At 65.0% G+C, this 13,870-nt stretch carries 15 protein-coding genes; 10 read left to right on the forward strand and 5 right to left on the reverse strand.

Annotated features, from left to right (window positions below):
- Nucleotides 1-20 precede the first annotated feature (20 nt).
- Together rpoD and WCL10_RS17710 are read left to right on the forward strand one after the other, a co-directional pair.
- Nucleotides 21-2,033: an RNA polymerase sigma factor RpoD gene (gene rpoD, locus WCL10_RS17705; protein WP_336896972.1), complete on the forward strand. Its 2,013-nt coding sequence runs from the start codon at nucleotides 21-23 to the stop codon at nucleotides 2,031-2,033.
- A 183-nt stretch (nucleotides 2,034-2,216) separates the two neighbouring features.
- Complete coding sequence (locus WCL10_RS17710) at nucleotides 2,217-2,861, forward strand: transposase (RefSeq protein ID WP_336896973.1); 645 nt, start codon at nucleotides 2,217-2,219, stop codon at nucleotides 2,859-2,861.
- Nucleotides 2,862-2,870: 9 nt separating this feature from the next.
- On the opposite strand, the gene WCL10_RS17715 is transcribed toward WCL10_RS17710, so the two are convergent.
- The 4 genes from WCL10_RS17715 to WCL10_RS17730 form a co-directional block, all read right to left on the reverse strand.
- Nucleotides 2,871-3,260, reverse strand: coding sequence for a hypothetical protein (locus tag WCL10_RS17715; protein ID WP_336896974.1), 390 nt, complete (start codon nucleotides 3,258-3,260; stop codon nucleotides 2,871-2,873).
- Entirely contained in the window at nucleotides 3,257-3,712 is a 456-nt protein-coding gene (locus tag WCL10_RS17720) for a DUF3237 domain-containing protein (protein ID WP_336896975.1), read from the reverse strand. Before WCL10_RS17720 ends, WCL10_RS17715 begins: the two co-directional genes overlap by 4 nt.
- Nucleotides 3,709-4,992, reverse strand: coding sequence for a flavin-dependent oxidoreductase (locus tag WCL10_RS17725; protein ID WP_336896976.1), 1,284 nt, complete (start codon nucleotides 4,990-4,992; stop codon nucleotides 3,709-3,711). The genes WCL10_RS17720 and WCL10_RS17725 overlap by 4 nt, the downstream gene beginning before the upstream one ends.
- A 214-nt stretch (nucleotides 4,993-5,206) precedes the next feature.
- The gene (locus WCL10_RS17730) at nucleotides 5,207-6,904 is read right to left on the reverse strand and encodes a M28 family peptidase (RefSeq protein WP_336896977.1); all 1,698 of its coding nucleotides are present in this window, start codon (nucleotides 6,902-6,904) and stop codon (nucleotides 5,207-5,209) included.
- A gap of 107 nt (nucleotides 6,905-7,011) precedes the next feature.
- On the opposite strand from WCL10_RS17730, the gene WCL10_RS17735 reads away from it, so the two are divergent.
- From WCL10_RS17735 to rpsD, 8 genes are all read left to right on the forward strand, one after another.
- The gene (locus WCL10_RS17735) at nucleotides 7,012-8,016 is read left to right on the forward strand and encodes a fatty acid desaturase (RefSeq protein WP_336896978.1); all 1,005 of its coding nucleotides are present in this window, start codon (nucleotides 7,012-7,014) and stop codon (nucleotides 8,014-8,016) included.
- Nucleotides 8,017-8,027: 11 nt separating this feature from the next.
- The gene (locus WCL10_RS17740) at nucleotides 8,028-8,993 is read left to right on the forward strand and encodes a class I SAM-dependent methyltransferase (RefSeq protein WP_336896979.1); all 966 of its coding nucleotides are present in this window, start codon (nucleotides 8,028-8,030) and stop codon (nucleotides 8,991-8,993) included.
- A gap of 238 nt (nucleotides 8,994-9,231) precedes the next feature.
- Nucleotides 9,232-9,684 carry a ribose 5-phosphate isomerase B gene (gene rpiB / locus WCL10_RS17745; protein ID WP_336896980.1) on the forward strand — a complete coding sequence of 151 codons (453 nt, stop codon included), beginning with the start codon at nucleotides 9,232-9,234 and terminating at the stop codon, nucleotides 9,682-9,684.
- Nucleotides 9,684-10,994: a serine hydroxymethyltransferase gene (gene glyA / locus WCL10_RS17750; protein WP_336896981.1), complete on the forward strand. Its 1,311-nt coding sequence runs from the start codon at nucleotides 9,684-9,686 to the stop codon at nucleotides 10,992-10,994. The genes rpiB and glyA overlap by 1 nt, the downstream gene beginning before the upstream one ends.
- A gap of 4 nt (nucleotides 10,995-10,998) precedes the next feature.
- Nucleotides 10,999-11,202, forward strand: a complete 204-nt coding sequence (locus WCL10_RS17755; protein ID WP_336896982.1) for a hypothetical protein — start codon at nucleotides 10,999-11,001, stop codon at nucleotides 11,200-11,202.
- 6 nt (nucleotides 11,203-11,208) lie between these two features.
- A complete protein-coding gene (nrdR, locus tag WCL10_RS17760; protein WP_336896983.1) occupies nucleotides 11,209-11,685 on the forward strand; it encodes a transcriptional regulator NrdR in 477 nt (158 codons plus the stop codon).
- On the forward strand, nucleotides 11,682-12,404 hold the full coding sequence (locus WCL10_RS17765; RefSeq protein ID WP_336896984.1) for an RNA methyltransferase: 723 nt from the start codon (nucleotides 11,682-11,684) through the stop codon (nucleotides 12,402-12,404). Before nrdR ends, WCL10_RS17765 begins: the two co-directional genes overlap by 4 nt.
- Nucleotides 12,405-12,725: 321 nt before the next feature.
- A complete protein-coding gene (gene rpsD / locus WCL10_RS17770; protein WP_336896985.1) occupies nucleotides 12,726-13,337 on the forward strand; it encodes a 30S ribosomal protein S4 in 612 nt (203 codons plus the stop codon).
- A 58-nt stretch (nucleotides 13,338-13,395) separates the two neighbouring features.
- Here rpsD and WCL10_RS17775 read toward each other — a convergent pair whose 3' ends face one another.
- Nucleotides 13,396-13,839: an Lrp/AsnC family transcriptional regulator gene (locus tag WCL10_RS17775; protein WP_336896986.1), complete on the reverse strand. Its 444-nt coding sequence runs from the start codon at nucleotides 13,837-13,839 to the stop codon at nucleotides 13,396-13,398.
- Nucleotides 13,840-13,870: the final 31 nt, after the last annotated feature.

The following is a 13,870-nucleotide window of genomic DNA, read 5'->3' on the forward strand; positions in this document are numbered from 1 at the left end:
ACAGATGGTACCGGGAATAGATGGCTTCGAACGACACGACTGAAACCGGCGATGCTCCGCTGATCGATCTCAACGATGCTTCCATCCGGAAGCTGATCGCCCGCGCCAAGCGGCGCGGGATCATCACTGTGGACGAGCTCAACGAGGCCCTGCCGCAGGACCAGATGTCCGCCGACCAGATCGAGGACATCATGGCCGCGATCTCGGAGATGGGCGTCAACATCGTCGAAAGCGACGAGGACGCGGTCGATCCCGAGGACAAGAACGCCGACGACGAGGTCGAGGAGCAGGACCCGGTCGACGAACGCCCGGACCTCGTTTCGAAGCGCAAGGAAACCATCGAGCGCACCGATGATCCGGTGCGCATGTACTTGCGCGAGATGGGCGCGGTCGAGCTCCTCAGCCGCGAAGGCGAAATCGCGATTGCCAAGCGCATCGAGGCGGGCCGCGACACCATGATCCTGGGCCTTTGCGAAAGCCCGATCACCTTCCACGCGATCATCCAGTGGTCCGAAGCCCTGAACGCGGGCGAAATGCAGCTGCGCGAGATTCTCGATCTCGACGCCATGCTTTCGAAGGAACCGCAGCCGGAAAACCTCTCCGAAGACGGCGAGGAAACCGGTGACGGCGAGATCAGCGAGGCGACTGCCGGCCCCTCTTTCAAGGAAGAAGAGGACGTCGAGGAGGAAGAGGCCGCCGAGGACGAGGACGACGAGCTCACCGAACGCCGCGCCAAGCGCCCGGTCGAGGAAGAGGAGGAGGACAACACCCTCAGCCTCGCGCAGATGGAAGCGCAGCTAAAGCCCGAGGCTCTGGAGAAGTTCGCGCAGATCACCAGCCTGTTCCGCGCTTTTGAAAAGATCCAGGCCGAGCGGCTCAACGCGCTGGGTGCGGGCAACGATTTCCCCGGCGGCAAGGAACAGCAGTACCAGCAGCTGCGCGAAGACCTCACCGCGCAGGTCGAAAGCGTGCAGTTCCACGCGACCAAGATCGAATATCTGGTCGACAACCTCTACGCCTTCAACCGCCGCCTCACCACGCTGGGCGGCCAGATGCTGCGCCTTGCCGAACGCCACAAGGTTCCCCGCAAGGACTTCCTCGATCAGTACGTCGGGCGCGAGCTCGATGAAGGCTGGCTGCAGGCGTTCGCGAACAAGGACAAGAAGTGGGCCGCCTTCGCCTTGAACGAGGCGGATCCGGTCGAGCGCATCCGTGCCGAGATCGCCGATATCGCGGCCGCCACCGGCATGTCGCTCGGTGAGTTCCGCCGTATCGTCAACATGGTCCAGAAGGGCGAGCGCGAGGCGCGCATTGCCAAGAAGGAAATGGTCGAGGCGAACCTCAGGCTCGTGATCTCGATCGCCAAGAAGTACACCAACCGCGGTCTGCAATTCCTTGATCTCATTCAGGAAGGCAACATCGGCCTGATGAAGGCGGTCGACAAGTTCGAGTATCGCCGTGGCTACAAGTTCAGCACTTATGCCACGTGGTGGATCCGGCAGGCGATCACCCGCTCGATCGCTGATCAGGCGCGCACGATCCGCATCCCGGTCCACATGATCGAGACGATCAACAAGCTGGTGCGAACCAGCCGCCAGTTCCTGCACGAGCAGGGCCGCGAGCCGACGCCGGAGGAAATGGCCGAGCGTCTTTCGATGCCGCTCGAAAAGGTCCGCAAGGTGATGAAGATCGCCAAGGAGCCGATCTCCCTCGAAACGCCGATCGGCGACGAGGAAGACAGCCACCTCGGCGATTTCATCGAGGACAAGAACGCAGTTATCCCGGTGGATGCGGCCATCCAGGCCAACCTCAAGGAAACCGTCACCCGCGTCCTCGCCAGCCTCACCCCGCGCGAGGAACGCGTGCTGCGCATGCGCTTCGGCATCGGCATGAACACCGATCACACGCTCGAGGAAGTCGGCCAGCAGTTCTCGGTGACCCGCGAACGCATCCGCCAGATCGAAGCCAAGGCGCTGCGCAAGCTGAAGCACCCGTCGCGGTCACGGAAGATGCGTTCGTTCCTTGATCAATAAATAGGGACAAATAAATAGGGACAGTCCCTATTTATGAAGAGGGCTCCGCTGTGGCGGGGCCCTTTTCGTTTGTGCCGGCCAACGCCGCTCTCTGCGCCCAAAAATAGGGACAGTCCCTATTTATATTGCGCTCACCACAAGCGTAGAATAAATGGGGACTGTCCCTATTTTTGAGGTTGTGCCATGCCGCGTGCCGCCAGACTTGTCATCCCAGACATCCCCCACCACGTGATCCAGCGTGGCAATCGCCAGCAGCAGATCTTCTTCACCGACAACGACCGGCGCAGATATCTGGCGCTGCTGGCGAAGAACTGCACCGATCACGCCGTGCGCTGCCTCGCTTGGTGCCTCATGGGCAACCACGTCCACCTTGTGCTCGTGCCGCCATCGGCTGATGCTTTGCGCGCGATCCTCTCGCGCACGCACACCAGTTATGCCCAGCGCATCAATTTGCGCGAAGGTGTCTCAGGCCATCTCTTTCAGGGACGCTATGCCAGCTATCCCATGGATGCCGCGCATTTTGCCATTGCTGTCCGCTACATCGAGAACAATCCGGTAAAGGCCGGGCTCGTTGGCAGCGCGGAGCAATGGCCCTGGTCCAGCGCAAGGGCCCACATTACCGGCGCGCCAGATGGCCTGACCGATCTGGAGCACGAATTCCCGGTCACCAACTGGCGCGCCTATCTGGCGGATGGTGTCGAAGCCAGCGAGCGTGATGACGAAGTCGAGGCGGCGATGCGCTCGGGTCGTCCGCTTGGGCGAGTTGAGGGGGCGGAAAGCACTGTGACTGAGCCAAGACCCCGAGGCCGCCCGAGACGCATTAAATAGGGACTGTCCCTATTTAATGCGAAGCTTGGCTACCCCCAGAACGGCCCAGGTCATTGCATACCATGTCGGCAGGACCCCGAGCGAAACATCGCCGATACTGGTGACGCCAGCGTTGATCCAAGAAACGGCTGCGGTTTCTAGGCAGATCAAGCCGAACAGGCAAATCGCGATGCCTACGCGCGCACTTATGGTCGTTCCAAAATCCGGGTTGTCGAGGGCCGGAGAAAAAACGACAAACGGCAGTAATACCGCTGACATCGCCACGCCGAAAAATCCGGGCAATGGCAACTTCCCAAGTGCAAGATACATAGCCCCATCAAAAACCGCCTCGGCCAAAGCAGCTATCAGGGTCAGGCGTATGGCGATCCGACAAGCGGTTCGGGCGACTGTCATGTTCACCCCACTCTATAAACCGCCAGCCGCACGGTATTCCCCACCTTCCCGCCATCGGCGACATAGATCGAGCGCGCGACCCACGCGTAGTCCGAATGCCCGCTGTCCAGCCGGATCGCTGTGCGCATGTAGTATTCCGAAGGCGGCACCACTTCCCCCGCCACGATCCGCGCGGCCACTTCCGCCGAGGCATGCCGGATGCCCTGGCTCACAACTTCGATCACCGCGCCGTCGTCCGTCTCGATGGCATAGCGCGCATCAAGCTGCGCCACGCCGCCCGCCTGCACGGTTTGCCAATCCGCGCCCACGTTCAGGATGCGTCCATTGATCCGCGCACCCGTCGCGGTCCCGCCCACAATCGGGATGATCCGCCGCGTGCCCGAAAGCGCAGCGCCCATTTCGTGCGGCAGCGAAAGCTCGACCACCAGATCGCAGACGTGTTCCAGCGCTATCGTCATGCCAAAACCCTCGCCCCCGCCGGAATCGTCGGCGGCGCGGCGTTGAGCTGCTCTTTCGCAAACCCCGCCGCCTTCTGGTACGCCAGCATGAAGGCCGCGCGTTCCTCCGCCGGGATCACCGCATTGATATCGTCGAACTGCCCGCCGCAGCGCTCGTCGACCATGTTGAGCAAGCCAAACGGCCCCGCCCCCCGGTTGCGCATCGCCACCGCGCCGATGGGGCCGCACAGCTCGGCATCGAAGGCCGCCAACGCCCCCGCGTTCACCCCCTGCTGCGTCATGATCCGCCCCAGCACCCGCGCATCGATGATCGCCTGCGAAGCGCCATTGGAGCCGGTGGGATACATCGGGTGCGCCGCATCCCCGATCAGCAGGACCGGCCCGTCCGCCCATGTCGGCAGCGGATCGCGGTCGATCATCGGGTTCTCGTACACTGCGTCCGAACCCGCCAGCAGCGCCGGAAGATCGAGCCAATCGTAGACAAACCCCTCGAACTCATGCGCAAACTCGGACAGCGCGACAGGCCGGAACCAGCCCGATTGCGTCCAGTCATGGCCCTCGTCAAAGGTCTGCTCGGCAATCCAGTTGATATCGGCCAGCCCATCGGCGTCCGGATGCGAGATCGGATAGAGCACCACCCGGTGCTTGCTTGTGCCCAGCCCCACGAACGAGGAGCCGCTGCGGATCGGCACGCCCCGCGCGGTGCCGCGCCACATGATCGTCCCGCCCCAGTGGATCGGCGGCTGATCGGGGTGCATCTGCGCGCGGATCGCCGAATGGATACCATCTGCCCCAATCAGCAGCGCCCCGCCCAGCTCTTCGCTGACGCCGTCTGCCCGCTCGACCAGCGCCGTAACGCCGCCATCGGCTTCCTTGCGATAGCCTGAAACGCGGGCTCCCAGCCGCACCGCATCCGGCCCGAGCCGCTCCAGCACCGTCCGGTAAAGCAGCATGTGGAAGTGCCCGCGATGCACCGCATACTGGTGCCAGCGGTAGCCAGCGAGCTTCCCCCTCGGCTCGGCATAGATATCCTTGCCGTTCAGCCCCACCAGCGCCCACTCGCGCGCCGGCATGCCCACCGCGTCGAGCGCTGCCTCGCCGATGCCGAGGTCTTCCAGTTCGCGCACCGCATTGGGCTGCAAGTTGATCCCCACCCCCAGCGGCTTCAGTTCGCGCACGCTTTCGAGCACAGTGCAGCGCACGCCGATCTGGTGCAGCGTCAGCGCCATGACCAGCCCGCCGATCCCGCCGCCCGCAATCAAGACCTCGTTCTGGGCCATCCATCTTCCCGAATGTTATGTTCGATAGCGCCGCTACAGGCGAGGCGCCTGCGTTGCAACGTGCCAGATCCTCCCCATTTTCGTCGAAGACGCAAATGGGGAGGGGACCGCCGCCGAAGGCGGTGGTGGAGGGGTAAGAAGACCCCTCCGTCATCGACTGCGTCGATGCCACCTCCCCGTTTGGGCTTCGCCAAAACAGGGAGGACTGTTTGCCCTACTTGTCCGCGCTATAGACCGCCACCGTATCCGCCATCGGATCAAGCCGCACCGTCAGTGCGGTCCCCAGCGCCACCACCAGCAGCACCGCCGCGCCGATCCGCGCCGCGCGCGCCGAGAGCGCATCCCATAACGGCAGCAGCGCCATCGCCGAAATCGCCAGCGGCAAGGCCGCCGCCATCGGCATGTTCGGCCCCACGCCCTGCATCACGAAGTGGCCAAACGAGATCATGTAGCCGATCACCGGCGCCCCAAGGATCAGCGCCACCAGCCGACCGCCCACACCATCCCCCGCCGCCACAGCCAGCGCCGCGAGCAGCACCGGCACGACCACGACATAGGCCGCTGTCGGCGCCAGCACCTGCCCCGCCAGCCCCAGGACGAATAGAGGAAGCGCTGCTCCCGCCATGGCCGCACCGCGCGACTTGGGCTCGATCTTCCACGCTCCCAGGGTGAGCAGAAACGCCGCCACGCCGCCGCACAGCGCCATGACTTCAAGGCGCGGGATCGCTGCCAGCCGGTCGTAGTAATTGGGCTTGCCTGCGCCCAGCGAGAGCTGGTTCACCGCCCAGAGCACCAGCCCTGCCAGCACCATCAGCGCCAGCATCCGCCCTGCCCCCGCAGCGCCTGCACGCACTCCGCCGCCGCGCCGCGCCGCAAGGCCCAGCCCCAGCGCTGCTACTGCCAGCATCACCCACCCCGCCCAGGCCGGATAGACGACCAGCATGGTGCCGAGCGCATCGAAGAACACCACATCCGGCGCCTTGCCCGGCAGCGGCGCCGCCACCAGCAGCGCGCGGGTCAGATCAAGCACTTGTGCGCCCATGTCCTGCAGCGCGCCCTGATCGAGCGCATCGGGCGTGGCCTTGGGCGAATGATAGAGCTGCGGGCGGCCGATGAACGCAAAGTTGTAGCCGGTCCATGGTCCGCCGCGCGTTTCGGTCAGGTCGGTGTCGTTGGGCAGGACCTTATAGATATAGACCGCAAGCGAAGAGCCGCCCGGCCGCGCGATTGCGCCTGCCGCGCGGGCAATGGCCGCGCCGTTGTCCGCCGAGGTCTCGAACAAGGTCGTCCGCCCCCCGCCGCCGCGCGCCTCGACATTGATCACCGCACCGACATGCGCGCGCAGCGGATCGCTGGTGAAGAAATGATGCGCCCCATCGAGCCCCAGTTCCTCGCCATCGGTGATGAGCACGATCAGATCGCGCGCTGGCACCCCGCCACTGCGGACCGCGCGAGCCGTCTCGAGCAGGGCGGAAACCCCCGCCGTGTCATCCGCCGCGCCGGGCGATCCGCCCACCGTATCGTGGTGCGCCATCAGCAACACCGCCGGCAGGCTGCGATCGCGGCCCGGCAGAATGCCGATCACATTGGTAAGGGTCGGCGCCGGGTCGGGCTTGCCGCTCCACCACGCCAACCGGTCTGCGCTCGCCTTGGGCGCAGCGAACGCCGTCTCGTGCACTGCCATGCCCATCGCCTGCATCCGCCGCGCGATGTGCGCGCGCACCGCGGCATTCTCGGGCGAGGCGGCCAGATGCGGCCCTGCGGCAATCACGCGCACGTCGGCCATGGCGCGCCCGGCGGCAAAGACCTGCGGCGCTGCATCGGCTCCGAGCGGCGCTGGCGGTGTTGTCGCCCGCACGCCCAGCAGCACCGACAGCACCAGCGCCGCGACGAGGATCAACCGTTTGCCCACCACTCTTCTCCCGCTTTTCCGCTCTGCCCGAATGGGTGGCGGTGAGATTTTGTTAACCAAGCTTGATTACGAATTGTGCGCAAGATCCGAAACGCCGGAGTGACGCCTTGTTCATTTCCCACGAGTTCACTCCGCACGAGGACCATTCGGCCACCTTCGCCGCGATCCGCGGTGAACTGCGTGATGCCGATGGTACGCCCTTCACGGCGCTCATCAAGGACCTGAAGGCGGATTACCCCCGCGTCTGGCGTGATCTGGCGCTCGGCTATGCTGCGTTGGGGCTGACCGCCGCGCTTACTGTGCTCCTCGCGCGCAGCGGCCTTGGCGGCGCGCTGGCAGCAGTGGCCCTTGGCGCCGCCGGGTTCGGCTTCTGGATCGCCTACGTCCAGCTCTTCATCCACGAAGGCGCCCATGCCAATCTCGCGCAGGGCCGCAAGACCAGCGATCTGCTGTGCGACCTCCTTGTCGGCTGGATGATCGGCACCAGCGTACGCAAGTACCGCAAGGTGCATTTCGAGCACCACCGTGCTTTCGGCACGACCTCGGACGCCGAGAACACCTATTTCCGCCCGCTGGACCTCGCCTTCATCGTCAAGGCGCTCACCGGCTGGCGTGTTGTCGAAGTGCTCGTTGCCCGCGCCCGGCTGACCGCACCCAAGGCAGCGGCGACGGCGAACGAAGGCGCAGGCCGCGACAAGCTCGTCCTCCTCGGCGGCGTGACCGCGCACCTCGCCATCCTCGCCGCGCTGTTCCTCGCCGGCGGCCCCGCTGCCGCTCTCGCCTGGATCGCAGGCGTCGGCGTTGTCTTCCCCTTCTTTGGCGCGCTGCGCCAGCTGCTCGAGCACCGTTCGCTCGAAGCGCGCGGGCCTGTCGATTACCGTGAGGTCGATCATGGCGCTTATACCCGCATGTTCGGCCACAGCACCTTCGCGCGCATCTTCGGCGCTGCCGGGTTCAACCGCCACTTGCTCCACCACTGGGAACCGAGCGTGTCCTACACCGCGTTCGATGATCTTGAGCAGGTGTTTGAACGCGTCGGCATGGGCCCCGCGATGGACGGACGCCGCACCACCTATGGCGCCGCCTTTCGCGCGCTATACAACCGCCGCTGAGAAGCCCTTTCATGAACGCCCCCGCGCATTTCCCCGAGCTTGCCGAAATGACCGGCCACCGCCCCGCCTGCCCACTCTGCGGCAAGGCCGAGACACGCTTCCATGCTGAAGCGCACGACATCGAGTATTGCACCAGCGATGAAAGCTGGGTCTGGCATGCCTGCGACCACTGCGGCGTCCTGTTCATCGATCCCATGCCGGTGGACCGGCTCAGCGAGATCTACCCGGCGAACTATTATTCCTATGGCGCCGGAAAGGCCTCCACAGTCCAGAAGATCAAGGAAGCGCTCGATCGCCGCCGCTTCAAGGGCCTGCTTTCCGCCATCCCCGGCACGGAGCTCTCGGTCCTCGATATCGGCGGCGGCAGCGGCTGGTTGCTCGATATGGTCAAGGGCGCTGACCGGCGTGTCACGCACACCACCGTGGTCGATCTCGACGCCGGCGCTGCCGACCTCGCCCGCGCCAAGGGCCACACCTTCGTTCAAGGCCGTATCGAGGATGCCGAGCTCGAGGGCCAGTTTGATTTCATCCTCATGCTCAACCTGATAGAGCATGTCTCGGACCCGCGGGCCATGCTCGCCAAGGTGCGCCGCCTGCTCAAGCCCGGCGGCCAGCTCTTCATCAAGACGCCCAACTACAATTCGCTCGATGCACGCCTGTTCCGTCACCGCTCGTGGGCGGGCTTCCACACCCCCCGTCACTTTGTCCTGTTCCAGCGCCGCAGCCTTGAAGCGCTGTGCAACGAGTGCGGCCTTGAGCCCACCAGCTTCAGCTACACGCAAGGCGCGCCCTTCTGGTCGGTCTCGCTGCTTGAGGAACTGCGCAAGCTTGGCGTCGTGAAGATCAATGCAGATCGCCCCGCAGTGACGCACCCACTTATCCCGGCGCTCCAGGCCGCCAGCGCCGCCTTCGATTTCCTGCGCCGCCCGTTTGCGCCGCTGAGCCAGATGGAACTGGTCCTCCGCCCGGCTGATTAACCCCTTCGCGCTATTTGGGCTTCACCAAAACGGGTAGGGGAAAGGGAGTCACTCTCCATTTTCACGAAGTGCAAACCGGGCGGTGCCCCGCCACAGGCGGGGCGGAGGGGTACCTTTTCTTTCTATCATTCTTTCTAATACTAAACTTAAGGCGCCCACCCGCACTGGCAAAGCCGGGCCAACCCTCCTAAAGCACTGGAACACCCGAATCTTCCGCTGCAGGACTACCCGCCCGCCCATGCGTATTGCAATCGCCTCGGACCACGCCGCGTTCGACCTGAAGGCTGAACTCGTCGCCCATCTCGCTACTCTCGGCCACGATGTGCTCGATCTCGGGCCCGACAGCACGGCCAGCGTCGACTATCCGGATTACGGCTACAAGCTCGCCGAAGCGGTCGCTTCAGGCGAGGCGGCACGCGGCGTCGCGCTCTGCGGCTCGGGCATCGGCATTGCAATCGCGGTAAACCGCCACCCCGCCCTGCGCTGCGCCCTCGTCAGCGAGCCGCTCTCGGCCACGCTCAGCCGCTCGCACAACAATGCCAACGCCATTGCCATGGGCGCGCGCCTCATCGGCCCCGAAATGGCCAAGGCCTGCCTCGAGGCTTTCCTCGCGGGCGAATTCCTCGGCGGCCGCCACGAAGGCCGCGTCGACAAGCTTGCCAACCCCGCTTTCGCAAAGGAGCCCTGCTGATGAACGTTGCAGCCCCCTCACAGGAAATCCGCAAGGTCGGCTTCTTCACCGAGCACCTCGCCGCTGCCGATCCCGAAGTCTACGCCGCGATCCGCGGCGAACTCAACCGCCAGCAGACCAAGATCGAGCTGATCGCCTCGGAAAACATCACCAGCCTCGCCTGCCTCGAAGCGGCCGGTTCGGTCTTCACCAACAAGTACGCCGAAGGCTACCCCGGCAAGCGCTACTACGGCGGCTGCGAATATGCCGACGTCGTGGAAACCCTTGCCATCGAGCGCGCGAAGGCGCTGTTCGGCTGCCAGTTCGCCAATGTGCAGCCCAATTCGGGTAGCCAGATGAACCAGGCCGTATTTCTCGCCTTGCTCGAGCCGGGTGATACGTTCATGGGCCTCGATCTCAACTCAGGCGGGCACCTTACCCATGGCTCGCCGGTCAACATGAGCGGCAAGTGGTTCAAGCCGGTCGCCTATGGCGTGCGCCGCGAGGACCATCAGATCGATATGGACGCCGTCCGCGCCACCGCTCACGAACACAAGCCCAAGCTCATCATCGCGGGCGGCACCGCCTATTCGCGCGTGTGGGACTGGGAAGCGTTCCGCACCATCGCTGACGAGATCGGCGCGTACCTGCTCGTCGACATGTCGCACATCTCGGGCCTTGTCGCGGGCGGCGCGCATCCCTCGCCGATCCCGCACGCGCATGTCGTCACCACCACGACGCACAAGTCCTTGCGCGGGCCCCGCTCGGGCGTGATCCTCACCAATGACGAGGCGCTCGCCAAAAAGATCAACATGGCGGTGTTCCCCGGCATGCAGGGCGGCCCGCTGATGCACATCATCGCCGCCAAGGCCGTCGCCTTCGCCGAAGCGCTGAAGCCCGAATTTGCAGCCTATGCCCATCAGGTCGTTGCCAACGCCCGCGCGCTTGCCGCGAGCCTGCAGGACGCCGGGCTCGGCATTGTCTCGGGCGGCACTGACAACCACTCGATGCTCGTCGATCTCACCCCGAAGGACGTGACCGGCAAGGCCGCCGAGAAGGGCCTCGACCGCGCCTGGCTCACCTGCAACAAGAACGGCATCCCGTTCGACACGCGCTCGCCCTTCGTCACCTCGGGCATCCGCCTCGGCACCCCCGCCGGCACCACCCGCGGCTTCCGCGAAGAGGAATTCCGCCAGATCGGCGCGCTCATCGCCGAAGTGGTCGACGGCCTTTCGCGCAACGGCGATGAAGGCGACGGTCAGGTCGAACAGGCCGTCCGCGCACGCGTCGAAGCCCTCTGCGCCCGCTTCCCGATCTATCCGGAGCTTTGAAATCATGTCTGACAACAACGATCTTCTGGGCCGCGCCCAGTCCGAAATCAGCGGCATGGCCAAGCAGGGCATGGACCACCCCTCGACCAAGCCGGTGCTGATCGGCGCCGGCATCGGCGCGGTGGCTGGAGCGCTGCTGCCTTTCGTTTCGCTCCCGCTCGGCCTCGCGGTCGGCGCGGGCTACGCGTTCTGGCAGAGGATCAAGTAACAGCGCATGCGCTGCCCCTTCTGTGCCCATGAGGAAAGCCAGGTAAAGGACAGCCGGCCGAGCGAGGACAACACCTCGATCCGCCGGCGCCGCCAGTGCGAAGGTTGCGGTGCGCGCTTCACCACGTTCGAGCGCGTGCAGCTGCGCGAAGTCATGGTGATCAAGAGCGGCGGCGCCAGCGGCGATGTGCGCCGCGAACCCTTCGAGCGCAGCAAGATCGAGCAATCCGTCGCGCTCGCCTGCCGCAAACGCCCGGTCAGCCCCGACCGCATAGAGCGCCTTGTCTCGGGCATCCAGCGCCAGCTCGAAACCTTGGGCGATCCCGAAGTCGAGAGCCGCCAGATCGGCGAAATGGTCATGGAAGGCCTGCGCCAGCTCGACAGCGTCGCCTATATCCGCTTCGCCAGCGTCTACCGCGATTTCACCGAGGCCCGCGATTTCGAGGAATTCGCCAGCACTGTGCGCGAGGTGGGGGGTACGTGAGCAATGCCCCCGTCATAGTCCTCGTCCGCCCGCAACTTGGCGAGAATATCGGCAAGGCCGCGCGCGCGATGCTCAATTTCGGGCTCACAAGTATGCGCCTGGTTTCCCCGCGCGACGGCTGGCCAAATCCCAGCGCCGGCCCCGCCGCTGCGGGGGCGGACATCGTGCTGGCGCAGGCCGAGGTCTACGAAACCCTTGCCGAAGCCGTCGCCGATTGCGCGCATGTCTACGCCACCACGGTGCGCAAACGCGGCGTCACAAAGCCCGTCCTCACCCCCGAAGCGGCCGCGCAGGAAGCAGCCATGGCCGTCGGCGGCACCGCCTTCGTGTTCGGCCCCGAACGCTCCGGCCTCGAAACCGACGATGTCGCGCTCGCCCGCAGCATCATCACCGTGCCGATCAATCCGGAATTCGGCTCGCTCAACCTCGCGCAAGCGGTGATCCTCTGCGCCTACGAGTGGTCAAAGCACGCGCCCGATGCGGGTCTTGCCCAACCCCCGGCCGAGGACATCCTGCCCCCCGCCCCGCAGGAAGACCTCGAAGGCCTGATCGCCCAGATCACCGAGCATCTTGAACCGCGCGACTACTTCAAGCCGCAGGGCCGCGCGCATGCCACCCGTCTCACCTTGCGCAACATTCTCACCAAGCCCGCCTGGAACCACCTTGAAGTGCGCACCATGCGCGGCATCATCACCGCCCTGATGCGCACGCCGCGCTAGCTTCGCTCTTCTCGTCACCCCGGGCTTGACCCGGGGTCCCGCTAGCCACAATCGCTGCGCTCGCCGCAAAAGCGGGACCCCGGATCAAGTCCGGGGTGAAGAGGCTGGTATATGCGTTCAGGCCCACTCCTGCCTTGACATTCCGCCCAATGCCGTGTCTAGGCGCGCCTTCGCAATTGGCCCTGCACGCCCGGTGAAGCAGTGGCCGCATTCCCCGCATGGGGAAATGGTGCGGTTCCGGGTCTACGAAACGCTGGCCACAAGGCTAGTTCCCATCGGTCGGCTTCACGCTGGCCGCATAGCAAATTGAAAGGACTTGCCATGTCGAAGCGCAAGGCATCGAAGCATAAGATTGACCGCCGTCTTGGCGAAAACATCTGGGGCCGCCCGAAGAGCTCGGTCAACCGCCGCAGCTACGGCCCCGGCCAGCACGGCCAGCGCCGCAAGAGCAAGGTGTCGGACTTCGGCATCCAGCTGCGCGCCAAGCAGAAGCTCAAGGGCTACTACGGCGACGTCACCGAAAAGCAGTTCAAGCGCACCTATCAGGAAGCGGCGAGCATGAAGGGTGACACCGGCCAGAACCTCATCGGCCTGCTCGAACAGCGCCTCGACATGATCGTCTACCGCGCCAAGTTCGCGCCGACGATTTTCTCGGCCCGCCAGATCGTCAGCCACGGCCACATCCGCGTCAACGGCGTGAAGTGCAACATCGCCAGCCGCCGCGTGCGCCCGGGCGATATCCTGACCCTGGGCCCCAAGGCCAAGGAAATGGCGCTGATCGCCGAAGCCCAGTCGCTGGCCGAGCGTGACATTCCCGACTACGTCGCCGCCGAGGCGGACAAGGCCACTTTCGTGCGCGTCCCCACGCTCGACGAAGTGCCCTACCCGGTGAAGATGGAACCGAACCTGGTCGTCGAGTTCTACTCGCGCTGATCCAGCGGCTCATACCGAACACGAAGAAGGCGGGGCAAAAGTCCCGCCTTTTTTCGTTTCAGCCGCGCAAGTCCTTGGACGTTCCCAGCGAGACATGGCTGGTGATGCTGCGCACTTGCGGCAAAGTCCCCAGCGTGTCCGAATGGAACCGCTTGTAGGCTTCCAGATCCGCCACTTCCACGCGCAGCAGATACTCGACCGCACCGGTCACGTTGTGGCACTCGCGGACTTCGCTCGCTGCGGCCATCGCCGCCTCGAACGAGAGCGAATCCGCCTTGAGCTGGCCACCCAGCCCCACCATCACGAAGATCGTCACGCCGCCACCCAGCTGCGCCCGGTCGAGCACCGCGCGGTAGCCCTTGATCACCCCGCCCGCCTCCAGCGCCTGCACCCGGCGCAGACAGGCCGAGGGCGAGAGGCCGACGCGCTCCGCCAACTGCAGATTGCTGATTCGACCCTCGGCCTCCAGCACACGCAATATCTTGCTGTCAATCGCGTCCATATCGCCGATTATTGTGCCTCGGATTACTCCA

The organism is Novosphingobium sp. (assembly GCF_037133355.1).
Lineage (GTDB): Bacteria > Pseudomonadota > Alphaproteobacteria > Sphingomonadales > Sphingomonadaceae > Novosphingobium.

Coding starts and splice junctions, on each gene's coding strand:
- rpoD (WP_336896972.1), top strand. CDS start 21: ATGGCTTCGAACGACACGACTGAAACCGGCGATGCTCCGCTGATCGAT.
- WCL10_RS17710 (WP_336896973.1), top strand. CDS start 2,217: ATGCCGCGTGCCGCCAGACTTGTCATCCCAGACATCCCCCACCACGTG.
- WCL10_RS17720 (WP_336896975.1), bottom strand. CDS start 3,712: ATGACGATAGCGCTGGAACACGTCTGCGATCTGGTGGTCGAGCTTTCG.
- WCL10_RS17725 (WP_336896976.1), bottom strand. CDS start 4,992: ATGGCCCAGAACGAGGTCTTGATTGCGGGCGGCGGGATCGGCGGGCTG.
- WCL10_RS17740 (WP_336896979.1), top strand. CDS start 8,028: ATGAACGCCCCCGCGCATTTCCCCGAGCTTGCCGAAATGACCGGCCAC.
- rpiB (WP_336896980.1), top strand. CDS start 9,232: ATGCGTATTGCAATCGCCTCGGACCACGCCGCGTTCGACCTGAAGGCT.
- glyA (WP_336896981.1), top strand. CDS start 9,684: ATGAACGTTGCAGCCCCCTCACAGGAAATCCGCAAGGTCGGCTTCTTC.
- WCL10_RS17755 (WP_336896982.1), top strand. CDS start 10,999: ATGTCTGACAACAACGATCTTCTGGGCCGCGCCCAGTCCGAAATCAGC.
- nrdR (WP_336896983.1), top strand. CDS start 11,209: ATGCGCTGCCCCTTCTGTGCCCATGAGGAAAGCCAGGTAAAGGACAGC.
- rpsD (WP_336896985.1), top strand. CDS start 12,726: ATGTCGAAGCGCAAGGCATCGAAGCATAAGATTGACCGCCGTCTTGGC.
- WCL10_RS17775 (WP_336896986.1), bottom strand. CDS start 13,839: ATGGACGCGATTGACAGCAAGATATTGCGTGTGCTGGAGGCCGAGGGT.